This is a genomic window from Novosphingobium gossypii (assembly GCF_050433305.1).
GTDB classification, from domain to species: Bacteria; Pseudomonadota; Alphaproteobacteria; order Sphingomonadales; family Sphingomonadaceae; genus Novosphingobium; species Novosphingobium gossypii.
The window spans coordinates 276,443-300,131 of record NZ_JBNPXM010000002.1 but is presented as its reverse complement, the minus strand read 5'-3'; the positions used below and the strand labels follow the sequence as shown (position 1 = coordinate 300,131).

Genomic DNA, 23,689 nt, shown 5'->3' with positions numbered 1-23,689 from the left:
GTTGGCGGTTGCCACGGCCCCACCCGCTTCGCTATCGCCCTGTCATGACCGCTCGCCCGTACACCGTCCGCTGACGCCATGCTGCGTCCATGGCAGATAAGCCTCAGCCAGCGGATCGACGCCGCGCGGGCCGAGCCGGTCTACATGCAGATCATCCAGGCCGTGATCCGCGACATCGAAAGCGGTCGCCTGACCTCGGGCAGCTACCTGCCCAGCAGCCGCGAACTCGCATCGACGCTGGGCGTCAACCGCAAGACCGTGGTGCTGGCTTACGAAGACCTGATCGCGCAGGGCTGGCTGTCGTCCGCCGGAACGCGCGGGACGATGGTCTCGGCGGCACTGCCCGATCCGGGGCGAGCGGCGGCTCTGGAAACGACGGGTAGCGCAGGCATAGGTGGCGCAGGGCGCGCCGAATACCGCTTCATACCCGGTCCGCCGCGTCCGCTGGCCCTGCCCGAAGGCGCGGGCCTGAAGCTGGACGAAGGCGCGCCGGACGGTCGCCTGTTCCCGGTGGAACTGCTGTCACGCGCCTATCGCGGCGCGGCGCAGCGGCTGGCACGGGGCAACGGGCTGCAATACCGCGATCCACGCGGCGCCCCTGCCCTGCGCGAAAGCGTGGCGGCGATGCTCAAGAGCCAGCGCGGCCTGCCGGTGACGGCGGACAACATCTGCATCACGCGCGGCAGCCAGAACAGCATCTTCCTTGCCGCCAGCCTGCTGATCCGCCCCGGCGACGCGGTGATCGTGGAGGAACTGACGTACGAACCCGCCGTCGCCGCCTTTGCCGCGCGTGGTGCGAAGATCGTGCCGGTGGGCCTCGACAGCGACGGCATCTGCCTTGACGACGTGGAAGCCGCCTGCCGCCGCAACCGCGTGGCCGCCGTGTTCGTGACCCCGCACCACCAGTTTCCCACCACCGTGGCGCTGCGCCCCGAGCGCCGCCTGCGCCTGCTGGATCTGGCGCGGCAGTTCGGCTTTGCGGTGATAGAGGACGATTACGACCACGAATTTCACTTCGCCTCGCAGCCGCTTCTGCCGATGGCCGCCTATGCACCGGGGCGAGTGATCTACGCCGGATCGCTGTCCAAGCTGCTGCTGCCCGCGCTGCGCATCGGCTATATCGCCGCGCCGGTCGAGGTGGTGGAGGCGCTGGCCCACGTCGTCTCGCTGGTGGACGGCATGGGCAACACGGTGACCGAGAACACTGCCGCCGACCTGATCGACAGCGGCGAGCTCAGCCGCCATGCGCGCAAGGTGCGACAGGTCTATGCCCAGCGCCGCGCCGCGTTCGCCACGGCGCTGGACGCCACGCTGGGCGACCGGGTGCATTACGACATGCCGCCCGGCGGTCTTGCGTTCTGGCTGCGCTTCGCGTCCGATGCGATGCTGGACCGGATCGAGGCCGGTGCATCTGCGGCCGGACTGCGTTTTGCATCGTCCCGCTCGTTCATGACCCGTGATGAGGCACCGCGCGGCCTGCGGATAGGCTTTGCCAGCCTTAACGAGTTCGAAGCCCGGCAGGCGCTGGAAGTGCTGCGCTCCGTGGTGGACTGAAGGCCTAGCCGCGGATCAGCCGCCCGCTTCGCGCATCGCCGCGACCAGCCCGGCGTCGGGATGACCGGTCAGGATTTGCGCGAAACTTTCAGGCGTTTCGTCCTGCCCCAGCTTGAACGTCGCGTCGCACGACAGCACTTTGGCTGTAAAGGCGATGATGTGCCGGCTCATCGGCTCGTACCGTTCGCCCATGTCCGCTACGGTCCAGCGGTCCGGGCGGTCGCCTTCCATGTGGGCGATCAGGCGGTCCAGCGCTTCGCCGTTGTCCTGCTGGTCGAACGCGATCTCCACCTGAAAGCGGGCAACCGCATAGTTCCATGTCGGCGCCCACTGCGGCTGCGACACCAGTTCGGGCGAGACATAGCCCTGCGCGCCCTGAAACAGCACCAGCGCGCGCGGATTGGCCCGCAGCGCCTCTACCTGCGGATTGCGCAGCGCAAAGTGCCCCACGAGCGCTGCCACGCTGCCGTCTTCGGCAAGGTCGGCGACCAGCGGCAGAGGCGTCGCGTGGAACGATGGCGCGCTCGAAACCACCCAGGCCAGCGGATGGCGAGCGACCAGCGTCGCCACTTCGGCGGCGTTGCGAGGGGACCAGACGCTCATGCCGAGGCTGCCGTGAAACGCTCGCGCCCGCCGACGAAAGTGCGCAGCACTTCCACCTTGGGCAACCTGCCGGGATCGACGGTCGTGGGGTCGGCATCCAGCACGGCGATGTCGGCAAGATAGCCCAGCGCTATGCGGCCCAGCCGGTCCTCCTGGAACCCGGCATAGGCGTTGGCCACCGTGTAGGCGTGGAGCGACTGTTCCACCGTCACCTTCTGGTCGGGCAGCCAGCCCGCCGGGTTCGCACCGTCAATCGTCTGGCGCATGACGGCGGCATGGATGCCTTCCATCGCGCTCAACGGAGCCACCGGCCAGTCCGATCCGAACGTCACCGTGGCGCCGCTGCGGATCAGCGAACCGAAGGCATACGTGCCGTTCAGCCGCTTTTCGCCGATCCGCTTTACCGCCCACCGGCCATCGTCGACCGCGTGGTAGGGCTGGACCGATGCGATCACCTTCTGCTTGGCGAAGCGGGGGATCGTGGCGGGCGCGATATGCTGGGCATGCTCCACGCGGAACCGGCGGTCGCGCTTGCCGTTCAGGGTTTCGACTTCGGCATAGAGGTCGAGGATGTCCTCGTTCGCCTCGTCGCCGATGGCGTGGACGGTGACGTGAAGGCCCGCGCGGTCGGCGGCGATCACCTTTTCGCGCAGTTCCTCCAGCGGCATCACCCGCACCCCGCGCGTGTGCGGGTCGTCGGTGTAGGGATCGTGGAACAGCGCCGTGCGCGCGCCCAGCGAACCGTCGACCAGCGCCTTTACCGCGCCCCAGCGCAGCCAGTCGTCGCCGCGCCCTTCGGCCTGGACCAGCGCCGCCATCTTCTCCCAGTCGGCGAGCGGCACGAAGTTGTAGAATCGCATGTCCGTCTCACCCTTGGCGCGCAGGCGGCGCAGGGCGTCGAAGCAGTCCCAGTCGAACGGGTCGGGGACGTGCACCTGCGCAAAACCGTGCTTCAGGCCATGCGCGATCCCGCCACGCAGCGACGTTTCCAGCTGGTCGGGCGTCAGGGGCGGGATGATCCGGTTGACGAGCGCCTTGGCGTTGTCCTTCAGCACGCCCGTCGGCTCGCCATCGGCATCGCGCACGATCACGCCGCCGGCCGGATCGGGCGTGTCGCGCGTGATGCCCGCCAGCTTCAGGGCAAGCGAATTGCACAGCAGGCTGTGAAGATCGGTGCGCGGCACCGCGACCGGCGTGTTCGGGCTTACAGCGTCGATCCATTCGCGCGTCGGCAGTTCGCCGCCCATGCGCTGCTCGTCCCACGAACCGCCCAGCAGCCAGTGGCCGGGATCTGCCTTCACCGCGGCAGCGATCCGGGCGACGAAGTCCGTGCGGTCCTTCACGTCGAGCAGGTCGGGACGGGACAGGGCGTTGGCCCCCATCAGGAAGTGCGTGTGGTTGTCCGTGAACGCGGGCAAAGCAAACGCGCCCTGAAGGTCGATGACCCGCGTCGAACGCTTCAGCCGCGCCTTCACAGCCCCCGCGCCCACCGCGACGATGCGGTCGCCAACGACGCCGATCGCATCCGAGCGCGTGCCCGTCCCGGTCCACACGGTGCCGCCGACCAGCGCGCAATCCAGCGGCGCGTCGGCTGCCATCGCGTGTCGTGCCAAGGGCGTGGACATGGCCGCGAGTGCGGCTCCCGATCCCAGAAATCGACGACGATCGAACATGACAATCCCCTTGTTCATCCGCATGATGCACCTAATCGCCTGCATGGCCGGCCCCGACAACATCCAAGATCACGCAGGTCCAAGGGACCAATCTCCAAATCGCCGCCTGGCAACGAGGCGGGCCTTGGTCCCCTCGACTTCGCGAAAGTGGATGTTCCGTCCGGGCCGCGCATGAGCTTCACCCTGATCCTGCCACAAGGCATTTCAGATCGCTCCCCAGAGGGCGACCGCGAACAGGGATGAAATTGATGGAACAGCTTCTTCGCGCACGCCGCCGTTCAATCATGACGGGAACCGCTGTCGTTGCACTGATGGGTGCGACGCCGGCGCTTGCGCAGACCGCCGCCGAAAATGCGACAACGGCCGAAACGCCGACCGACATCGTCGTCACGGGATCGCGCATCGACCGTCCCGGCTACGAGTCGCCTACCCCGCTGCTGCACATGACGCAGGAAGACCTGAACGTGGTCAGCCGCACCAACATCGGTGCCGCGCTGGCGGATCTGCCGCAGTTCAAGGCTTCCCAGTCGCCGCAGACCTCAGGCACCAACGCGCAGGCGGGTCGCTTCCCGGTCAATATCCGGGGCCTTGGCGAAACGCGCTCGCTGGTGCTGGTGGACGGGCGTCGGCTGGTCAGTGACAACGACCTCAACACCGTGCCCTCGATCATGGTGCGCAGCGTGGACATCGTCACCGGCGGCGCTTCGGCGGCCTGGGGGTCGGATGCCGTCGCGGGCGTGGTCAACATGATCATCGATGGCGAATACGAAGGCGTGCGCCTGGGCGCAGAAGGCGGCATCTCGTCACGCGGGGACGCCGGGCAGGTGAAGTTCGAGGGCAAGTTCGGCACCGGCTTTGCGGACGGTCGCGGCCACTTCGTCATCGGCGGCGAGTTCGTCGACAACAAGGGCATCCTGAAGAAGACCGACCGCAGGAACACCGGCCGCTTCGCCACCGTCAACAACGCGCTGACCCCGGATGTGGGTCACGCCACGCGGCTGATCGGCGGCTACATCACCTCGGGCGTGCTGAGGGGCTACGGCTTCAATCCGGACGGCACCCTGCGCGTCCCCGACATCGGCACCGTGGTCGGTACCAACATGATCGGCGGCGAAGGCCCGTCGGACGACGAACGCAGCCCGCTGATCACGCCGCAGAAGCGCTACGCCGCGATGGCCAAGGCGTCCTACGAGTTGACCGATACGCTCAAGCTCAGTGCGGACCTGCGCTATTCGCGCTATTACAACAGCTACACGTGGTTCGGCGATCACACCAACAGCGTCACCATCCGGTCGGACAATGCGTTCCTGAACGACGGCATCCGACAGGCCATGGCCGCCGCCGGGCAGACCAGCTTCACCATGGCCCGCTATAACGCGGACCTTGCCTACAGCACCATCAACCTCGACCGCCGCAGCATCCAGGGCACCCTGGCGCTGGACGGCAGCTTTGGCGGCGGGCGCTGGCGCTACTCGGCCTATTACAGCCACGGCCAGTACCGCAACAGGATCAATACACCGGGCTTCCTTATCGCGCAGAACTTCGCCAATGCGGTGGATGCGGTGATCGACCCGGCCACCGGCAACGCGGTGTGCCGTTCGGGCGCGGCGGGCTGCGTGGCGCTTGACCTGTTCGGTGAAGGCGCGCCTTCGCAAGGTGCGATAGACTATGTCACCGGCACTCCGCGTTCCAACAGCCTCAACAAGCTGGACACGTATGGCGTATCGCTGCGCGGAGAGCCGGTGGACCTGCCCGCTGGCCCGGTTTCCATCGCGATCGGTGCGGAAGGGCGCAACCTTTCCACCAGCACCACGATCGGCGCGCTGGACGCGGCAAAGGCATTCTCGACGTTCTATTTCAGCTCGCTCAGCGGCAAGTACGACGTGAAGGAAGCTTTCGCCGAAGTGGTCGTGCCGGTCATCAAGGATGTGCCCCTGCTGCGCAAGCTGGAGCTTAACGGCGCCGTGCGCGCATCGGACTACAGCACCAGCGGCACCGTATGGTCGTGGAAGCTGGGTGCCACCAACGAGTTCCTGCCCGGCGTGATCGGACGAGTCACCCGTTCGCGTGACATCCGCGCGCCCAACATCAGCGAACTCTATTCGAACCAAACCGTCAGCTACGTGGGCGTGGTCGATCCGCAGTTCGCCGCGGAAGGCAGCCGCAACGTCCTGATCTACGGCGGCGGCAATGCCGCGCTGAAGCCGGAGAAGTCGGACACCTGGACCGCCGGCATCACCGCCGCACCGATGCGCGGGCTTACCGCCTCGATCGACTACTTCAACATCGCGATCAAGGACGTCATCACCAGCATCAGCGCACAGGTTCTGGTAGACCGCTGCAACGGCGGCAATGCCAGCCTGTGCAACTACATCACCCGCGACTCCACGGGCCGGATCGCCAGCGTCGCATCGTCGCAGGTCAACCTGTCGGAGTTCAAGACGGACGGCGTGGACGCGGAGCTGGCCTATACGCTGCCGGTCGACAACGACGCCAACGGGCGCTTCACCTTCCGCCTCGTCGGCACCTGGGTTAACCACTTCACCACGGACGATGGCGTGTCGAAGATCGAGTACGTCAAGTCGCAGGGCTACGCCTTCGTCAACGGCGTGCCGCGCATCCGCGCCAATGCATCGGTCGGGTACGCCAGCGACGGCTTCAGCGGGCTGGTCCGGGCGCGGTACACTTCGTCGGGCTACTGGAATCGCACCAGCGCCACGCCGATCACCAACAACCGCATCCCCGCCTATACGTACATCGACCTGCAACTGAGCCAGAAGGTCCCCTTCGGCAGCGATGGCAAGCACTTCGAAATCTACGGCAACGTGTCGAACCTGTTCGACAAGGATCCGCCGCTCTACTCGAACTTCTCGCCCTATTACGACGTCATCGGTCGCTACATGACGATCGGCGCCCGCCTGGAGTTCTGATCCGGTCCATCGGTGCAAAGAGAAAGGCGGCGGGTCATGCACCCGCCGCCTTTTTCATGCCTGCAACGATGCGCCGCTTCAGTATTCGAACGATGCCGCGTCGCCCTGCTTTTCCTCGAATGCGGCGGCGGTGCGGATGGCCGCAGCGACTTCGTGCCTCGACATGCCCTCGAACCACTGCCCTTCACGCTTGCGGACGCGCGGCCATTGTTCGTCAAGGGTGGCAGCGTCGTAGAGCCGCCCGTTCTGCATCACTGCCGAGAGCGACAGGGTGTTGCGAATGTCGGCGGTCGGATCGCGGTCCAGCACCAGCAGGTCCGCCAGCTTGCCCGGCTCTATGGAGCCGAGGTCAAGCGCACGGCCGATCACTTCGGCGGAACCGATAGTGGCCGCGCGCAGGATCTGCGTGGCGCTGGCCCCGCCCGAAGCCATGGCTTCCAGTTCCCAGTGGTAGGACAATCCCTGCACCACGCCATGCGAACCGACACCCAGAAGCCCGCCGGCGCTGCCGACATCGCTGTCCTGCTTTGCGAACAGCGCGAAGCCCTGCCCGTCGGCCCGGTTCCACTGCGCGGAATCGCGCTTGGCGGCAAAGGCGAACTCGGGCACGAACCGCCCCAGCTTGCTGTCGAAATCCTGCTGGTGCCCCGCCGTCATCACGCCCAGCGGCCCCGGCGCGCCGTAGAGAACCAGCATCGTCGGCACCGTCGATATGCGAGAACGGACCAGCATCTGGATCATGTCATCGTGCAGCGGTGCAATCGGCAGGCTGTGCTCGTTGCCGGCGTAACCGTCCAGCATCTGCGTCAGATCGAGCCGGTAGTCGCTGGCGCCTTCGGTCGTCGGCATCAGGCCCAGCGCCTGCGCTCCTTCGATCAGGTGGCGCCGCTCGGTCCGGTCCCCGACCATGTACTGCTTGATATTGGGCGTGCGGTAGTAGTCGGAATAGCGGCGCAGCGTGGCAATCGCCTCTTCGCGGCTGCCCATAGGACTGTTGCGGAACACGCCCTCGCCGGTGGAGAAGGCGCGCTGGCCCGTCATCAGTCCGGCTTCGAGCATGTCGGCATAACCGAATACGTCCGGGTCGAATGTCTGCACGTCCAGCCCGGCGGTGACGCCATAGGCAAGGTTGGCGGCAAAGTCCCAGTGCCCGATGTCGAGGATACGCCGGCGCGTCTCGAACCAGTGGGCGTGAGCGTCGATGAAACCGGGGACGATGAACTTGCCGGTAACGTCGCGCACCTGCGTGCCGCCGGGCAACTTCACGGAACCGCGCGGCCCCACTGCGGCGATGCGGTTGTCCACGATCAGCACGTCGGCGTCGTCGATGACCTCGTCCGCCTTCATCGTCATGACCCGCGCGCCGCGCAGAAGCAGCCTGCCGCGGGGAACGTCTCGCGGCAGCACCACGTCCATGACGATGCCCCCCGCCCGCTTCTCCGTCGCGGCGGGCGTGCCGTCCCGCGCGGCATCAAGCGGCAGTTGCCGGACCGTCGAGCCGACCGACCAGACCAGCGAGCGCATGTCCGGCGCCCAATCCATGTAGTCCGCGCCGATAGCCGTGATCCGCCGGGCGTGCGCCGCAGGATCGCTGACATTGACGGTCGGCGCGGCGCCGTCCTTACCTTCCGGCACCGGGACAAGGTAGAGTTGCGACGCCAGTCGTACCAGCGCCGTGCGACCGTCCGCGCTCAGCTGCGCGTTCTTCAGCGGCGCGGGCGTGTCGAAATACTGGCTGTCGGGCCGAGCGACCAGCTTCACGAGATGTTTCGGCGCGCCCTGACCATTGACAGCGCGCGATGAAATCCAGCCATCCGCATAATAGCGCACCCGCGCGGGATCGGCATCGCGCCGCAGGTCCATGGCCGCGCCGACGTCGCCCAGTGCGTTAACCGTCCCGCCCTCCACCGACATCCGCACCAGCGTCGCAGGCACGGGACCAAGGCTCTCGGCGGCGCGATAGAGGCGGTCGTGCTGGCTGGCGCGAAACGCCACCACGTCCCTGCCGCCCGCCAGGAACAGCGGTTCGGAATAGAACGCGGCCTGTGTCGTCAGCTGACGCGGCGGAGTTTTGCCGTCCGCTGCTGCCACCCAGACATGGCCGCCATCCTGCGCGCTCCAGGTGACATAAGTGATGAAGCGCCCGTCATCCGACCAGCTCGGTTGCCAGGCATCGCCCGGCACATCGAGGCGGCGGGGCTTCGCACCCTTGCGGTTGGCGGCCAGATAGATGCGTCCCACGGCGCCAAAGGCCACCTGCCTGCCATCGGGCGAAAGACGCGGCGTCTGGATCACGCGGACATGGACGGGGCCGGTGTCGACGCGATGCTGACGGCGAAGCGGCAGCGGCAGTTCGTGGCGCACATGCGCCTCGAACGGGATGTCGGTCAGCGCGCCGCTGCCGACGTCAAGCCGCTTCAACCCGCCTCCAAGCCCCAGATAGATGCCGCGGTCGTCCGCCGAAAAGACCATGCGCGGCATGAGGTCCACATAGTATCCGCCAGACTGCCCGTCGGGATCGAGCGGCGTGTGCAGCAGGCGATCCGTTCCCGTCGTCAGATCGTGCAGCCGCAGCACCGTGCCCTCGTTCTCGCGCGTGACGTAGGCCAGCAGCCTGCCGTCGTGCGAGAGCACCGGGCGCATGCCGCCGCCGGGCGTCGTCACGACCGCGTGCTGCGTCCGGGTCGCTAGGTCGAAGCGGGCAATCGTCCAGTGCGGCAGCGCGCCGCTGCTCCAGGTCGTCCCCGCCTTGGTGGCGTAGTAGAGGCTCTTGCCATCGGGAGACGCGACCACGCCCATCGCATTGCGCCGCTGCGGGTGCGGATCGTCGCCGTTCGGCTGGGCCTTTACCAGCACATCGTGCCGCCCGGTTTCGACATCGAACGACCACAGTTCGAACGCCAGCACGCCCCAGATCATGCGCGACGCGTAAAGCGTCCGGCCATCGGGCGACCATGCCGGCGATCCGTAATGAGGCGCGCCGCCGTGTTCCGCCGAAACGCGCCGCGCATTGCCGCCATCGGCATCGGCAATCCACAGGTTCTCCCGCCCGTCACGGTCGCTGACGAAGGCGATATGGCGCCCATCGGGAGAGAATACCGGCTGGGTGTCGAACGCGGCGCCGGTCATCACCGCATGTGCCCTGCCGCCTTGCGCGGGAAGCGCGTAGACATCGCCCAGCAGGTCGAACAGGATGGTGCGGCCATCAGGCGACAGGTCCAGCGCAGGCCAGGTGACTTCGCGGGTATCGTATTCGATCACGCGCCCGCCCAGCGGCGGCAAGGTGCCCGCCCGCGCCGGTCCTGCGGTAGACAATGCCATGCTTGCCAGAAGCGCCGTACCTGCCAGCCATGTTTTCACTGCATCACCTTTCGAGCCTTGTCGTCAGGCTGCACCATCGCGATGCCGACTTGCGCGCGAAACATCCAGTTCGTGCAGCCTGACGGGTCCAAGCACGCCGGGCGAGCCATCGATCACACCGTGCTCAACAGCAGGCTGGTCTCGCTGTTCAGCACACCGTCGATCATCCGCACCTGCCGCAGCACCCGGTCGAACTCCGACAAGCTGCCGGTGCGGATATCCGCCACCAGATCCCAGTTGCCGTTGGTGGTGTGCAGCGTCTGTATCTCCACCATGCCGCGCAGCTTCTGGATGACCTGTGTGGTCGACTTTCCCGTGATCTCGATCATCATGACCGCGCGCACGGAAAGGTCATCGTAGTCGTCGCGAATGCGAACGGTGAAGCCCATCAGGGTGCCGGTATCGATCAGCCGGTCCAGCCGGCTCTGCACCGTGCCACGCGCCACGCCCAGCGCATCGGCCAGCTTCGACAGCGATGCACGCCCGTCAGCACGCAGATGGCCGATGATTCGACGGTCGAGATCGTCAGGGATGAATTTTGCCGAAGATGACATGGGCTACCCTGATGCTGCGCAGAATGTTCAATATAGCTGAGCAAATTGCCCGATATCTGTCCGTTTGCAAGGCAGTTCTGCGATTTTTACCAGCATCGGCGCATTCTAGGGTCTACGGCGATCAATCGTTTAAAGGACATGCCCCATGGCGCCGCCGCCCTCCCCGCTTGCCTTCATCCCCTTTGTCAGCGTCGAGAACATGATGCGGCTGGTGCACCACTTCGGGATCGAAGCGGTGCTGCGCGAACTGACCGACGCGATCGAGGCCGACTATCTGCGATGGTCCCTGTTCGAGAAGGCCCCCCGCCTGGCATCGCATTCGCAGGAGGGCGTGATCGAACTTATGCCGACCTCGGACGGTGATGCCTATGCCTTCAAGTACGTGAACGGCCACCCCAGCAACACCGCCAGGGGCCTGCAGACGGTGGCCGCCTTCGGCCTGCTGGCGCGGGTGGACACCGGCTATCCGCTGCTGCTGACCGAGATGACGCTGCTGACGGCGCTGCGCACGGCGGCGACGTCGGCGATGGTGGCCCGCCGCCTTGCGCCAGCGGATGCGCGGGTGATGGCGATGATCGGCAACGGCGCGCAGGCCGAATTCCAGGCGATTGCGATGAAGGCCATCCTTGGCATCGAGGAAGTGCGCCTCTACGACATCGACGTACGGGCCACCCGAAAGGCCGCGCGTAACCTTGCCGGCTCGGGCCTCAAGGTGGTGACCTGCGAAACGTCGCAGGAGGCGATCGAAGGCGCGCAGATCATCACGACCTGCACCGCCGACAAGGCCTATGCCACGATCCTGTCGGACAACATGGTCGGCGCCGGGATCCACATCAACGCCATCGGCGGCGACTGCCCGGGCAAGACCGAACTGCACCGCGACATCCTCGACCGGGCATCCACGTTCGTGGAGTTCGAACCGCAGACCCGCATAGAGGGCGAGATCCAGCAGATGGACGCATCGTACCCGGTCACCGAATTCTGGAAGGTGCTGAGCGGCGAGGCGCCGGGCCGCACCGACGCGCGCCAGATCACCCTGTTCGACAGCGTGGGATTTGCGATCGAGGATTTCTCGGCCCTGCGCTATCTGCTCGGCAAGCTGGAGGGCACGCCGTTCTGCCAGCAGTTGGACATCATCGCCGACCCCGACGATCCACGTGACCTGTTCGGCATGCTTCAGCGCGCCGCCTGATCCGATGGCCTGCCGGGTGGGCGTGGTCCCGCGTGCCCACCTGAACTTGGACCTTTACCCTGCCGCTGCCGCAGTGAACAAGCAGGCCCAACCCCGGGCTGGAGATGAATGACGATGGGCGATACGATCCTTGACCGCGTGACCATGGACCGCCGCACGGTTCTGGCCAGGGCGGGCGCCGCAGCGCCCGTCGCGCTGACCGCCGCTGCGACGCCTGCTTTGGCAAAGGTCGCCGCAGGGGGTGCGTCCAACGATATCGTCATGATGAACGCAACCGACCTTTCGGCAGCGATCCATCGCAAGGAAGTGTCCAGTCGCGAAGTGATGGCCGCGCATCTGGCCCAGATCGACAGGCTGAACCCTCGCTTCAACGCCATCGTCTCTCGTGTGGACGGCGACGCGCTGCTGCGCCAGGCCGCTGCCATGGACGAGGACGCTGCCGCCGGTCGTTTCCACGGCCCGCTCCACGGCTTCCCCCATGCGGTGAAGGACACCGCGCCCGTGAAGGGCATCGCCAGCACGCAGGGCTCACCCATCCTGCGCAACAACATTCCCGCTGCCGACAGCCTCGTGGTCAACCGGATGCGCAAGGCCGGGGCCGTGTTCATCGGCAAGACGAACGTGCCCGAGTTCGCGCTGGGATCGCACAGCTACAACCCGGTCTTCGGGATTACGCACAATGCCTATGCCCATGGCCGCACGGCGGGCGGCAGCACCGGGGGCGGCGCGGTGGCGCTGGCTTTGCGCATGGTGCCGGTGGCAGACGGCAGTGACTTTGGCGGATCGCTGCGCAACCCGCCCGGCTGGAACAACGTCTTTGGTCTGCGTCCGTCCTTCGGGCGCGTGCCATCGGTGCCAAACAGCGACATGTTCTGGCAAAATTTCGCGACTTCCGGGCCGCTGGGCCGCACCATTGCCGATCTGGCGATGCTGCTGTCGGTCCAGGCGGGGGAAGATGCCCGTGCACCGTTCTCGCTGGGCGGCGATCCAGCGGTGTTCGCGCGCGCGCTGGACCGGGACTGGAAAGGCGGCAAGATCGGGTGGCTTGGCGATCTGGGCGGCGCGCTCCCGATGGAAGCAGGAGTGATGGACACCTGCACCAGGGCGCTCCGCGCGTTCGAGGCAATCGGCATGCAGGTGGATGAAGCCACGCTGGCCGAACCGGCGGACGCGATGTGGCGCACCGCCGCAACGCTGCGCCACTGGTCAGTCGGCGCCGACCTTCAGGCATTCTACGACGATCCGGCAAAGCGCGCGCTGATGAAGCCGGAAGCCATCTGGGAGGTCGAGGGCGGCATGAATCTCACCGGCCCGCAACTCGCCGCAGCATCGGCAGGGCGCACGCGCATCTATCAGGCATTCGAAGCCGCGTTCCAGCAGTTCGACTTTCTGGTGCTACCGACCGCGCAGGTCTTCCCGTTCGACGTCGCCACGCACTGGCCCACCGAAATCGCCGGAAAGCCGATGGACAGCTACCACCGCTGGATGGAAGTGACCCTGCCGGCAACCATGGCAGGCCTTCCCGCGCTGGCCGTCCCTGCAGGCTTCGGCGGCGCCCGCAAGCTCCCCATCGGCCTTCAGATCATCGGCAGGCGGCATGCGGATCTTGCGGTGCTGCAGGTCGGCCACGCCTATGAGAAGGCATCGCCCTGGATCGCCGCCAGCCTTCCTTCCGCTCTCAAGAGCCGAGGCCGCTGACGATATTTGGCCGGCCGTTCACGGCAGACCATTGATCGGACCGCGTTGCGGACGGTATGATGCCGGCATTTGCCGAGAGCCATGGCAGCAATCAGGAGGCGTTCTTGTTCCGGAAACTGTTTGTCGATCACCCGAAGTCGGTGGACGAGAGCTACGGCGAACACTGGTACGTCGCCACCCGCTTCGGCGTGCTGATGATCGGAGCTGGTCTGGCAGCGATCGTGCACGGATTGGTCCCCGGCCTTCTGACACGCACCGGTAGCGAGATCGTAAAGAAGCTTTACGGCGAAATGAGGAACCGCACCCCGCGCCGACGTTCCGAAGTCACCGCCACGTCGCCTTGGCAGCTTGAATACGAAATCTAGCCGCTCCGCCCCCTGAGCAAGGCTGGCGGGCTCAGGCCTCTATCGTGCTGCGCAAATACCAGGCGGTGCGCAAACGGCCCGTCGCCCTTGCCCGGAGACGGCTGTCTCCAGACCCCTGCAACGGGCCTTGCGCGGGTTTCTGTCCGGTCAGAGCGCCTTGGCCATGTTGAGGTGGGCGGTGACGATCGGCACCAGCTTTGTGGCGAAATCCTTCAGCGAAGGCACGTCGCCACCGGCGGAGTACCCGTTCAGAGCATCCAGCGTCGCCTGATGGGCAGTCACCTGCGCATCGACGTAGGCGCGATCGAACTCGGCTCCCGACTTGCTCTTGAGCGTGTCCAGCTGCGCCTGCTGAGCTGCGGTCAGGGTGGGCACCGGCGTGATCGGCGGTGAAGCCTTGGCGGCGGCCTCCTTCAGCTTGGCGGTGGAATCGGTGTGGGCTTTCACCATCTGTTCGGCGAACGTCTTCACCTTGGCGGCGGTCGCTTTGGTTGCCGCCAGCTTCGAAGCCTCGATCTCGAAAGCGTCGCTTGCTGCGGCGACATTGGCGAACGACTGGCCGGGGCTTTGCGCGGGATCGGTGGCAACCGCAGCGCCGGTGTCCGCCGCAGCAACCTCCGACGTGGCAGTGGCTACAGGCTCGGCTTCCTTCTTGCAGCCGGCAAGGCTGACGACGGCAAGGGACGCCGCAAGCAGCAGGTGATGCTTCATGACTTCTCGCTCCGCGTTGGATGGTTCGGGACGATGGCTGAACGACCAATCGACATGAACGTTCCGCAAAACCAACCTGGGCCGGAAAACCATTTGGAGCCTTCGCACGTTGCACCGGGGACGCCGCGCATCCGGCGTCGCTCCATCACGAGGGAAACACAGATGAGCATCTTCGGGAACATCCTGAACAAGGTCTTCCACCGCGACGCTGCAAAGGCCCCCACGCCCGCCCCCGCTGCACCGAAACCCCAGTCCGCACCGGCTGCGGGGCAGGCAACGCCGCCACAGCCATCGGCCCCGACGCCTGCCCCCGCACCTGCGCAGCAGTCCGTCGATGTCGGCGCAGTGCTGGATGCCATGGCAGGGATGAAGAGCGATCACGGCGGCAACTATCGCAGCTCCATCGTCGATCTGCTCAAGCTGCTGGACCTCGATTCCAGCCTCGCCGCGCGCAAGGAACTGGCAGAGGAGCTGAATGTCCATGCAGGCGAACACGGATCTGCAGAGCAGAACATCGCGCTGCACAAGGCGGTCATGAACAAGCTGGCCGAGAACGGCGGCATAGTGCCCGACGATCTGCGAGGCTGACAAGGCTCGCCCCGTGTCGGCACATCGAATTCTTCAACGAGATCAACGCGGCGGAACGGCGTTTGACCGGCAGTGTTGATCGACCGAGGAGAATTCGATGTCCGACAAGAACCAAGGCCCTGACGACGCCGCCATCGACGAGGCTCTCGGCGGCGTTCAGGGCATGCCGCCTGCCGAAGACACAGCCGTTCCGCATCAGCCATCTGCCGACGCGCCTTCCGACGGCCCATCCGAAGAAACGCCCCCCGATGCCGGAGAGATCGAATGGGCCCGGCAGGTGGTGAAGCGTCCGCCCGCTCCGCAGGCCTGACCGCAGGAGGGCACCGACGATGAAGATGGATTTTTCCCGCCAGCATGACTTTCATCAGCAAACTGCACCGATCAAGGCCACGGTCTCAGGCGAGACGGACCGCCTGACCGACGTCGTATTATGCGGTCCGTCCAGCCTGTCTGCAGTGCCCTGCTGCTCCGTCACGCGCGAAAGCATCCGCAACGGCTTCGAAGTATCCGCAGCACTGGCGCGGACACAGCATGCGCAGCTGGTCGAGACACTGACCCGGCGCGGAGTGCGGTGTCACGCGCTGCCTGCCCACCCTGATTTCGCAGATCAGTGTTTCACTCGCGATGCTGCTGTGACGACGCCCTGGGGCCTGGTCGGGTTGAACCCGGCCCTGCCGCACCGCCGGGCAGAGGTGGATCATATGCTGGCCACACTTGCCCGCACAGGCGTTGCCGTGCGGGACCGGGTGACCAAAGGCACGATCGAGGGTGGCGATGTATGCATCGCCCGGCCCGGTCTGCTGATCGTCGGCATGTCGGGCGAACGGACAACGCCTGATGGAGCGGATGACTTTGCCGCCCGCTTCGAGCGACATGGCTGGCGCGTACTGCGCTATGCCTTCGATCCGCATTTCCTGCATCTGGACACCATGTTCTGCATGCTGGACGATCACCGCGCGCTTGCCTGCGTCGATGTGCTAGACGATGCGTTCCTTGAGGCCATTGCCGGAGAAGGCATCGAACTTCTGCCAGTACGTTACAAGGATGCCCGGCGTCTGGGGTGCAACGTCCTGTCGGTCGATGGCCACACCATCGTGATGAGCGCGGGCCTGCCTGACGTGGCGGAACGACTGCGCCAATCGGGTTTCGAGGCGCTGGAAGTGGACACGTCGCAGTTTGCTGCGTGCGGAGGGGGCATCCATTGCCTGACGATGCCGCTGCGCCGCGAACCGAAAAGCGCGGGCATCGACTGAATGCCCTGGGTCACGGAACGCAGGCAAACCTTGCCCTGCTGCCAGCCGGAGCCATTAAGGCCAAGGTGCGGGCGTCATCCGCGAATGTCGCGCTCGCCTCAGGCTACGCTGAGACGGCAATCGCGCGCCCTCATCCTTCCATCCGATCCAACATCTGCACCAGCATAGGGCGCAGGCGGCGCACTTCGTCGCGATGGGTGGCGCTGAGCTTTTCGAGATGGGCGTAAGCCAGATCGGTCAGCGCCAGCAACGACTGGCGCTTGTCGTGAACCGAGGGCCGGCGCTCCACCAGATTCAGTGCGACGAGACGATCGACCAGCCCGGTGGCGCTGTGGGGTTTCAGGATCAGCCGCTCCGCCACCCGCCCCACTGTCGCGGACACGGGATCGCTGGCGCGGATCACCAGCAGAGCCTGGTGCTGCTGGGGCGTAAGTCCGCATTCGGCCGCCGCCGCTTCGCTGAAAGCCTGAAACCGGCGGAGTGCGTAACGGAAGTCGGCAAGGGCCGCGTAATCGGCATCTGTAAGCGCGGCGGTCATCGCTCCAAGTCCCCATCAGGGCACCGCTTTGTCAACCGTTGATAAATATCGTATTACGATATAAATGGCGCACTTTCCTCGTTGTCCCGAGTCATGACCATGTCGCCCGCTGCCCATTCTTTGCCCGCCTTGTCGTCCAGCCATCGCCCTTTGGCCGATCACAGTGCCAATTGGCGCATGTTGCTTCTGGCGGCGGCCGCGCTCGTGGTCGGAAGCGGCGGCGCGTTCGGAGCGTGGGTGCTCATAAAGGCCATCGCCATTGCGACCAATCTGTTCTGGTTCGGCAGGCTGGACGGCTCCCCTGCCGCGATAGTCGATAACGCTCTGGGGGTGTGGCTGGTCGTAGTGCCGGCCATCGGCAGCCTGATCGTCGGGCTGATGGCCCGGTTCGGCTCGGACAAGATCCGGGGCCACGGCATCCCCGAAGCGATAGAGGCCATCCTTTATGGAGAGAGCCGGCTGTCGCTGAAAGTGGCGCTGCTCAAGCCCCTGTCGTCGGCGATCTCGATCGGCAGCGGTGGTCCCTTCGGCGCCGAAGGACCGATCATCATGACCGGTGGCGCGATTGGATCGCTGTTCGCCCAATCGTTCCAATTGAGCGCCGCCGAACGCAAGACGCTGCTCGTCGCGGGCGCGGCGGCGGGCATGACGGCCATCTTCGGCAGCCCGATGGCCGCTATCCTGCTGGCGATCGAGGTGTTGCTGTTCGAATGGAAGCCCCGAAGCTTCGTGCCGGTGGTGATCGCGGTGCTGGTATCCTTCCTTTGGCGGCCCGTGCTGATCGAGAGCGGCCCGATGTTCCCCGTCCATCACGCGATGGAGCTTAATGCCGAACTGTTGGGCATCGCGCTGGTCATGGGCGCACTGGCAGGGCTGCAGGCTGCCGTGCTGTCGAACGGGCTTTACCGGGTAGAGGACATTTTCGCCCGCCTGCCGCTGCACTGGATGTGGTGGCCGGCACTCGGCGGTATCGCCGTGGGCATCGGCGGCCTGTGCGACGCGCATGTCCTCGGCGCCGGATACGAAAGCATCCGCGCCCTGCTGGATGGTTCGCTGGTTATCCGCGTGGCGGTGGCGCTGCTGGTCGTCAAGGCGCTGGTCTGGCTGATTGCCCTGGGGTCCGGGACTTCGGGCGGCGTGCTGGCGCCTCTGCTGCTGATGGGTGGCGCGCTCGGCTTCCTGCTGGGGCAGATGCTGCCGGGCGGCGGCGCGCTGTGGGCGCTGGCAGGCATGGCCGGGATCCTCAGCGGCGCCATGCGCGCACCGCTGACCGCTGCCCTTTTCGCCGTGGAACTGACCGGCGACTTTGCCATGCTCCCGCTGACCATGGCTGCGTCGGCCAGCGCGTATGGCGTCAGCGTACTGGTGATGCGCCGCTCGATCCTGACTGAGAAAATCGCCCGTCGCGGACGCCATGTGCTTCAGGAATATACGGTCGATCCTCTGGACTTCCTGCAGGCGGAGCAGGTGATGACGCCGGCCCCGCACACGCTGCCCGCGACGATGACCGCGGCGGAGGCATGCGCATTCTTCGGCGAAGAAGGCCGCCACCGCAGCTACCCGGTCGTCGATGACGAAGGGCGTCTGCTGGGCATGGTTTCCCGCTTGGACGCCTTGCGCTGGCAAGTGGGCGGTGCCCCTGCGGGCGCGACCATGGCAGAGATGCTGTCGGACGTGTCGGTGCCGTCCGGCAATCCGAAGGACGCCATCAGCCGGATTGCGGACATGATGGTCGATACCGGCTGCGGGCGCATCCCGATTGTCGATCCCGCAAGCCGACGGGTGATCGGCATTCTGACCAGACACGATCTGCTGAAGACGCGCCATGCACATCGCTCTGCGGAAAACCTTCGCAGCGGTCGGCATCCCAAACCGGCGAACCTGTCGCACGGCTGACCGCCGAACGTGATGACTTTGCCAGACCTGCCGGAACCGGGGAGGCGACCCGCGCCTTGAAGGTGCATCTCCCCTTTTTGGAAAGGCCATTGGAATGATCCGTAAGCTCGCTCTTCTGGGCATCGCGGCATTTGCCGGCAAGAAGCTGCTCGACCGTAAAGCCAATCCCACCGCCGGACATGCCCCGACCGATCTCGGTGCAGACTTGCAGCGCGACAATCACGCCCGTGCAGACCCGCATTTCCGGCCCGATCCGCACGGCCATGTCCCGCCGGAAGACCTGGAAGGGCTGCGTCCCGTCACCTTCAAGCCGGCAGACCAGCCCGTCGGCTATGCATCCTGACTGGCGGGAGCGGCAATCATGAGCACCAGCATCGAGAAGACTTACGCCACACGCGAAGATGCCGAACTGGCGGTTGAGCGGCTCGTCCAGCAGGTTGGGCTCGCGCGAACCGACATCTTCGTCGCCTCCGCCGGTGACGAGAACAGCGCGGGGGACAGCCTGAGCGGAGGCGACGCTCCCGTGCCTCTGGAAGATGGTCGCGACGATGCCGCCCTGGCGGGTGGCATCACCGTTTCAGTGGACATCAACGATCCCGAAACGTCGCAAGCTGTTCGCGCCGCGCTGGATTCGGCATCGGGCGGCTGATCGGCACCAACATCCGGCAGGACGGTCATCGCTTCTAACGCGTGCTCGTCCTGCCGTGATGGACAAGGCGGTCTAGGTTCCGGCAGCCCGCAATGTGCCCGTGGCGATGTCCGGCTGCGATGATGCCGCGTCTCCGCGCGAGTAAGTGCCTACCAGCAGGCCTACCGCCAGCACGTGCCCGCGAATGGCGTCGAGAAACTCCGACCTACCGGGATTGGCATCCAGTACAGGCGTTTCCGACAAAGCGAACAACTGGAACACGTAGTCATGCGCCCCATGCCCGGTCGGCGGATCGGGCGGAAGCCAGCCCTCAACGAAATAGCTGTTGCGCCCGACGTCCCGGCCATCTGCGCCCCCGGTCCCATCGGCAATAATCGCACCTTCCGGAAGCGAGTTCAGATCGGGCGGAAGGCTCCACACCAGCGCATGAACAAGCGGGTTCGGCGCGGGGGCGTCGGGATCTTCCACCAGCAGGGCCAGACTGACGGTCTGCGGCGGCACGGCCCCCCATACGAGCGGCGGCGAAATGCCTTCTCCATCGGCGGTGAACCGGATCGGCAACCGCTGCCCGTCAGCGAAGGCGGGGCTGGAAAGCGGGATCATGCGCTCGCCATGATCTTCCTTCACGATCGCCAGTTTGGCGTGGCCTGCGCGGACGTTCTTGAGCAGAGCGCCCAGCCAGGCGGGGACATGTTCCAGCATTTCGTCATCCTTCCATCGATGAAGGTGCAATGCGCGACGGGCGCTCCCGGCTCCCGCAGATGGATGATCCCGGTCAGACTTGCGACGGCAGGTGCAGGTAATTGGGATCGAAAGACACTGCTTCACGCAAGATGCCGACATCGGGGATGAATATGCGCTGTCGGTTGAACGTGGCCAGTTGTTCTTCGCGCAGCCGCCTGAGGGTGCGGTTGACATGCACCGGGGTCAATCCGGTTGCATCGCCCAGTTCCTCCTGCGTCAGAGGCATCGTGAAAGCACCGTCCTGCGCCAACCCGACATTGCGCAGCCGGGCATGCATCTCGCAAATGAGATGACCGACCCGCTCGAATGCATCGCGGCGACCAAGATTGACGATCCACGATCGCAGCACCGCCTCGTCCACCAGCCCTGACCACCACAAGGCGCGAGCAATACGCGGACGTTCCATCAGCCGGCTCATCCGCGCCCGCGATATGAACGCGACCCGGCTGTCGCTCAGCGCGCCGATGTTGTGGTCCATCTGGTCGAACAGGGTGACGTGCACGTCACAGAAATCGCCGGGCACCAGGAAAGCGGTGATCTGCCGTGATCCATCGGGCAGGATCTTGTAGCGGCATGACCAGCCCTCGATCATCAGGTGGACATAGTCGGGCCGGTCCCCCTCGCTGATGATGTCGCGCCGGGCGCCACAGGGCCGGACGTCGTCACACACGCTCAGCACCAGATCGCGATCTTCGGCCGGCAGAGCATTGCGGCTTTCGCCCGCCGACACCAGTTTTCGCAGAAATGCCGAAGCCATGTTCAAGCTCCCTTTCAGCGGAACGCAGTCGGCCAGCGTCGAGGGCCGGCTGACAGCGGTGATGGCCGGGAACGCAAGCTTCCTCCAGACCATAGAGCGGTGAACCCGCGAGACGCTCTGAAGGTACGGCACATTTATGTATTAAGCCAAGGAACTTAACGTATGTTAGTTCCGTTGGGTATGCTCATGTGCCTTTTCCTGTTTTTCAGAGGAACCCCATGCTGTCGGGCTTGATGGTCTTGATCGTCGAGGATGATCCCCTGATCGCGATGCTCATTTCGGATGAAGTGGTCGAAGCTGACGGCCTTGTGGCCGGGCCGTTCGCTACGGTGGCAGAGGCGCTCTGCCATCTGGATGGCTGCAGCATCGCCGCAGCCATCGTCGACGCCAATCTGGCTGACCGCGATGTCACCCCGCTTGCACTTCGACTGCGCGAAGCGATGGTGCCGTTCATCGTATACAGCGGAACCGGCCTGCCGGCAGGGCTGCAGGACCATGCCTCGGACATTCCACTGGTGATGAAGCCCGGCCGACCGGTGGATCGTCTGGCCGACCTGCTGGTAACGCGCCAGCGATAGGGGTTTCAGGCCGTCGGTGGGTAAGGGTGACGCCCGAACACCCACGCGGCGCGATGTTCGGCAAATCCATCCTGCACAAGCACCTGCGCGGCATTGCCCGCCATGCCCGCCTCGTGCGCAGCATCGATCGCCCGGTTGAGCGCTGCCTTCTGGCTTGCGAACGCAGCGAGCGCCTCCCCACCAATCCGAACCGCCCAGTCCGTGCCGACTCGCACGACATGAAAATCGTTATGAAGCATGACCCGTTCCTTCCAGACACGATGCGCTTTCGTCACCGCCTATTCTCAACTTATTCGATTGAGATTTGGAGTCAACCGGGGCAGGTATGGCGATCCTGCCGCTCGCCAGCAACGGTCCAGCAAGATTTCCTTCAGCAGCCCCAATCATACTTTGCGCCCGTGAGCACCTGATTTCCTTGACCAAATATGTCTACCGTCTAGATAGAGTTGATCGAATGCTGCCCGCTGGGCAGTGCTTGTATTGCCAGGAAAGTTCTTGAGATCATCTGCGTCCCAATGCCCGCAAGTACCTCGAACGTCTGCGGCATGCCAAGGGTGGCTTCCAGATGGAACGCGTGACCTTTACACGACGTTTCCGCGCCAGGATCACCTGCATGAACCTGCATTTTCTCTCTTACCGCCGCGCCGACATGCCGCACGGCGGTCGAAAGCTGAATTGAATGTCTGCCGATAGCGCTTCCGCCCCTCGTATCCGCCTGCCCGGCTTTGGCGTACAGGTTCTGCTTGGCATGATCCTGGGCCTTGCTGCCGGACTGATCGTGCGCAGCCTCGATCCGCAAAGCGGCGCGGTGATGGGCGCTACGGCGACATTCCACACGATCGCGCAAATTTTCGTGCAACTGCTGCGTACGCTGGTGCCGCCGCTGGTCTTTACCGCGATCATCGCATCTGTGGCTGCCCTGCGCGGGCTGGACAATGCTGCACGGCTGGTGGTGCACACGCTGCTGTGGTTTGCCATTACCGCGCTGATCGCAGTTTCCATCGGCATCGCGCTGGGCCTGATCATCCAGCCCGGCCTTCATGCCGGGATCGATAGCAGCGCGGCGCAAAGGCCAGGCTCGGTCGGTGGCTGGCTGGATTTCCTGAAGGGACTGGTGCCCGCGAACTACCTTGGGCTGTCCGCATCGACGACACTGAGCGACGGCAAGGCGGCCACGTCGGTCTCCTTCAACGTCCTCCAGATCATCATCGCAGCCGTCGCGGTGGGCGCTGCAGCCGTGCGGATCGGCGCGAAGGCAGAGCCGTTCCTGACGTTCGTGACCTCTGCCAACCTCGTGCTGCGCCAGCTTCTGCGCTGGCTCATCGCCCTGACGCCCATCGGCTCAGCGGCACTGCTGGCGGACGCCGTGGTCAGCTATGGCTGGGACGCGCTATCGGCGCTGGGATCTTTTGCGGGTGCGATCTACATCGGCCTCGCGCTGGTGCTGTTCGTTGTCTACCCCGCATTGCTGGCGGCACATCGGATCAGCCCACGCCACTTCTTCGCCACTGCCTGGCCTGCGATCCAGATCGGCTTCCTGTCGCGGTCCTCGGTCGGCACGATGCCTGTCACCGAAGAAGTGACCGAGCGGTTCGGTGTCCCGCGTGCCTATTCGGCCTTTGCGGTGCCATTGGGATCGACCACCAAGATGGATGGCTGTGCGGCCATCTATCCGGCCATTTCCGCCATTTTCGTCGCCCAGTTCTACGGGCTGGCACTGCAGCCTTCGGACTATGTGCTGATCGCGTTCGTCAGCGTCATGGGGTCCGCCGCCACGGCTGGACTGACCGGAGCCGTGGTGATGCTGACTTTGACCCTGTCCACCCTTGGCCTGCCGCTTGAGGGAGCAGGGCTCCTGCTGGCGATCGACCCAATACTCGACATGGGTCGCACCGCCGTCAACGTCGCCGGGCAGGTGCTGGTGCCAGTGATCGTGTCCAGACGGCTTGGTCTGCTGGAATCGACCGGCGACCATGGCGCCCCGCGCGCACGAACCGACGATACGCTTCAGGTATAAACTGCGTCAGCCTGCAAAGGGCGCGCTTT

Annotated in this window: 22 protein-coding genes; 13 read left to right on the top strand and 9 right to left on the bottom strand. The window is 65.4% G+C overall.

The window, feature by feature from the left end:
- The first annotated feature begins 78 nt into the window (after positions 1 to 78).
- A complete protein-coding gene (pdxR, locus tag GGR40_RS06890) occupies positions 79 to 1,554 on the top strand; it encodes a MocR-like pyridoxine biosynthesis transcription factor PdxR (RefSeq protein WP_429275475.1) in 1,476 nt (491 codons plus the stop codon).
- A 15-nt stretch (positions 1,555 to 1,569) separates the two neighbouring features.
- Here the strand turns inward: pdxR and GGR40_RS06885 are convergent, their stop codons facing one another.
- Positions 1,570 to 2,157, bottom strand: coding sequence for an FMN-binding negative transcriptional regulator (locus GGR40_RS06885; RefSeq protein WP_429275474.1), 588 nt, complete (start codon positions 2,155 to 2,157; stop codon positions 1,570 to 1,572).
- Positions 2,154 to 3,830 carry an amidohydrolase gene (locus tag GGR40_RS06880; protein WP_429275473.1) on the bottom strand — a complete coding sequence of 559 codons (1,677 nt, stop codon included), beginning with the start codon at positions 3,828 to 3,830 and terminating at the stop codon, positions 2,154 to 2,156. Before GGR40_RS06880 ends, GGR40_RS06885 begins: the two co-directional genes overlap by 4 nt.
- Positions 3,831 to 4,114: 284 nt before the next feature.
- Here GGR40_RS06880 and GGR40_RS06875 point away from each other — a divergent pair, with 284 nt between their 5' ends.
- A complete protein-coding gene (locus tag GGR40_RS06875; protein ID WP_429275472.1) occupies positions 4,115 to 6,760 on the top strand; it encodes a TonB-dependent receptor domain-containing protein in 2,646 nt (881 codons plus the stop codon).
- 78 nt (positions 6,761 to 6,838) lie between these two features.
- Here GGR40_RS06875 and GGR40_RS06870 read toward each other — a convergent pair whose 3' ends face one another.
- A complete protein-coding gene (locus GGR40_RS06870) occupies positions 6,839 to 10,081 on the bottom strand; it encodes an amidohydrolase family protein (protein WP_429275471.1) in 3,243 nt (1,080 codons plus the stop codon).
- 152 nt (positions 10,082 to 10,233) lie between these two features.
- Positions 10,234 to 10,674: an Lrp/AsnC family transcriptional regulator gene (locus GGR40_RS06865; RefSeq protein WP_429275470.1), complete on the bottom strand. Its 441-nt coding sequence runs from the start codon at positions 10,672 to 10,674 to the stop codon at positions 10,234 to 10,236.
- Between the two features lie 145 nt (positions 10,675 to 10,819).
- Here GGR40_RS06865 and GGR40_RS06860 point away from each other — a divergent pair, with 145 nt between their 5' ends.
- The 3 genes from GGR40_RS06860 to GGR40_RS06850 all read left to right on the top strand — a co-directional run bounded on the left by GGR40_RS06860 (position 10,820) and on the right by GGR40_RS06850 (position 13,929).
- Entirely contained in the window at positions 10,820 to 11,866 is a 1,047-nt protein-coding gene (locus GGR40_RS06860) for an ornithine cyclodeaminase (RefSeq protein WP_429275469.1), read from the top strand.
- A gap of 114 nt (positions 11,867 to 11,980) precedes the next feature.
- The gene (locus GGR40_RS06855; protein WP_429275468.1) at positions 11,981 to 13,564 is read left to right on the top strand and encodes an amidase; all 1,584 of its coding nucleotides are present in this window, start codon (positions 11,981 to 11,983) and stop codon (positions 13,562 to 13,564) included.
- A gap of 104 nt (positions 13,565 to 13,668) precedes the next feature.
- Complete coding sequence (locus tag GGR40_RS06850) at positions 13,669 to 13,929, top strand: DUF6356 family protein (RefSeq protein WP_429275467.1); 261 nt, start codon at positions 13,669 to 13,671, stop codon at positions 13,927 to 13,929.
- 147 nt (positions 13,930 to 14,076) lie between these two features.
- On the opposite strand, the gene GGR40_RS06845 is transcribed toward GGR40_RS06850, so the two are convergent.
- On the bottom strand, positions 14,077 to 14,640 hold the full coding sequence (locus tag GGR40_RS06845; RefSeq protein ID WP_429275466.1) for a DUF4142 domain-containing protein: 564 nt from the start codon (positions 14,638 to 14,640) through the stop codon (positions 14,077 to 14,079).
- A 162-nt stretch (positions 14,641 to 14,802) separates the two neighbouring features.
- On the opposite strand from GGR40_RS06845, the gene GGR40_RS06840 reads away from it, so the two are divergent.
- The 3 genes from GGR40_RS06840 to GGR40_RS06830 all read left to right on the top strand — a co-directional run bounded on the left by GGR40_RS06840 (position 14,803) and on the right by GGR40_RS06830 (position 16,481).
- Positions 14,803 to 15,228 (top strand): DUF3597 family protein, encoded by a 426-nt coding sequence (locus GGR40_RS06840; RefSeq protein WP_429275465.1) that lies wholly within the window; start codon positions 14,803 to 14,805, stop codon positions 15,226 to 15,228.
- A 97-nt stretch (positions 15,229 to 15,325) separates the two neighbouring features.
- Positions 15,326 to 15,538 carry a hypothetical protein gene (locus GGR40_RS06835; RefSeq protein WP_429275464.1) on the top strand — a complete coding sequence of 71 codons (213 nt, stop codon included), beginning with the start codon at positions 15,326 to 15,328 and terminating at the stop codon, positions 15,536 to 15,538.
- 19 nt (positions 15,539 to 15,557) lie between these two features.
- On the top strand, positions 15,558 to 16,481 hold the full coding sequence (locus GGR40_RS06830) for a dimethylarginine dimethylaminohydrolase family protein (protein ID WP_429275463.1): 924 nt from the start codon (positions 15,558 to 15,560) through the stop codon (positions 16,479 to 16,481).
- Positions 16,482 to 16,611: 130 nt separating this feature from the next.
- Here GGR40_RS06830 and GGR40_RS06825 read toward each other — a convergent pair whose 3' ends face one another.
- Complete coding sequence (locus tag GGR40_RS06825; protein ID WP_429275462.1) at positions 16,612 to 17,019, bottom strand: MarR family winged helix-turn-helix transcriptional regulator; 408 nt, start codon at positions 17,017 to 17,019, stop codon at positions 16,612 to 16,614.
- Between the two features lie 93 nt (positions 17,020 to 17,112).
- Here GGR40_RS06825 and GGR40_RS06820 point away from each other — a divergent pair, with 93 nt between their 5' ends.
- The 3 genes from GGR40_RS06820 (at position 17,113) to GGR40_RS06810 (ending at position 19,564) form a co-directional block, all read left to right on the top strand.
- A complete protein-coding gene (locus GGR40_RS06820; protein WP_429275461.1) occupies positions 17,113 to 18,915 on the top strand; it encodes a chloride channel protein in 1,803 nt (600 codons plus the stop codon).
- Positions 18,916 to 19,009: 94 nt separating this feature from the next.
- On the top strand, positions 19,010 to 19,258 hold the full coding sequence (locus GGR40_RS06815) for a hypothetical protein (RefSeq protein WP_429275460.1): 249 nt from the start codon (positions 19,010 to 19,012) through the stop codon (positions 19,256 to 19,258).
- Between the two features lie 18 nt (positions 19,259 to 19,276).
- Positions 19,277 to 19,564 carry a hypothetical protein gene (locus tag GGR40_RS06810; protein ID WP_429275459.1) on the top strand — a complete coding sequence of 96 codons (288 nt, stop codon included), beginning with the start codon at positions 19,277 to 19,279 and terminating at the stop codon, positions 19,562 to 19,564.
- Between the two features lie 72 nt (positions 19,565 to 19,636).
- On the opposite strand, the gene GGR40_RS06805 is transcribed toward GGR40_RS06810, so the two are convergent.
- Both GGR40_RS06805 and GGR40_RS06800 read right to left on the bottom strand, forming a co-directional pair.
- The gene (locus GGR40_RS06805) at positions 19,637 to 20,266 is read right to left on the bottom strand and encodes a YbhB/YbcL family Raf kinase inhibitor-like protein (RefSeq protein WP_429275458.1); all 630 of its coding nucleotides are present in this window, start codon (positions 20,264 to 20,266) and stop codon (positions 19,637 to 19,639) included.
- A gap of 73 nt (positions 20,267 to 20,339) precedes the next feature.
- Positions 20,340 to 21,065, bottom strand: a complete 726-nt coding sequence (locus GGR40_RS06800) for a Crp/Fnr family transcriptional regulator (RefSeq protein WP_429275457.1) — start codon at positions 21,063 to 21,065, stop codon at positions 20,340 to 20,342.
- A 233-nt stretch (positions 21,066 to 21,298) separates the two neighbouring features.
- Here GGR40_RS06800 and GGR40_RS06795 point away from each other — a divergent pair, with 233 nt between their 5' ends.
- Positions 21,299 to 21,643: a response regulator gene (locus tag GGR40_RS06795; RefSeq protein ID WP_429275456.1), complete on the top strand. Its 345-nt coding sequence runs from the start codon at positions 21,299 to 21,301 to the stop codon at positions 21,641 to 21,643.
- A 5-nt stretch (positions 21,644 to 21,648) separates the two neighbouring features.
- Here GGR40_RS06795 and GGR40_RS06790 read toward each other — a convergent pair whose 3' ends face one another.
- Complete coding sequence (locus GGR40_RS06790) at positions 21,649 to 21,882, bottom strand: hypothetical protein (protein ID WP_429275455.1); 234 nt, start codon at positions 21,880 to 21,882, stop codon at positions 21,649 to 21,651.
- 440 nt (positions 21,883 to 22,322) lie between these two features.
- Here GGR40_RS06790 and GGR40_RS06785 point away from each other — a divergent pair, with 440 nt between their 5' ends.
- Positions 22,323 to 23,660 carry a dicarboxylate/amino acid:cation symporter gene (locus tag GGR40_RS06785; RefSeq protein WP_429275454.1) on the top strand — a complete coding sequence of 446 codons (1,338 nt, stop codon included), beginning with the start codon at positions 22,323 to 22,325 and terminating at the stop codon, positions 23,658 to 23,660.
- The last annotated feature ends 29 nt before the right edge of the window (positions 23,661 to 23,689 follow it).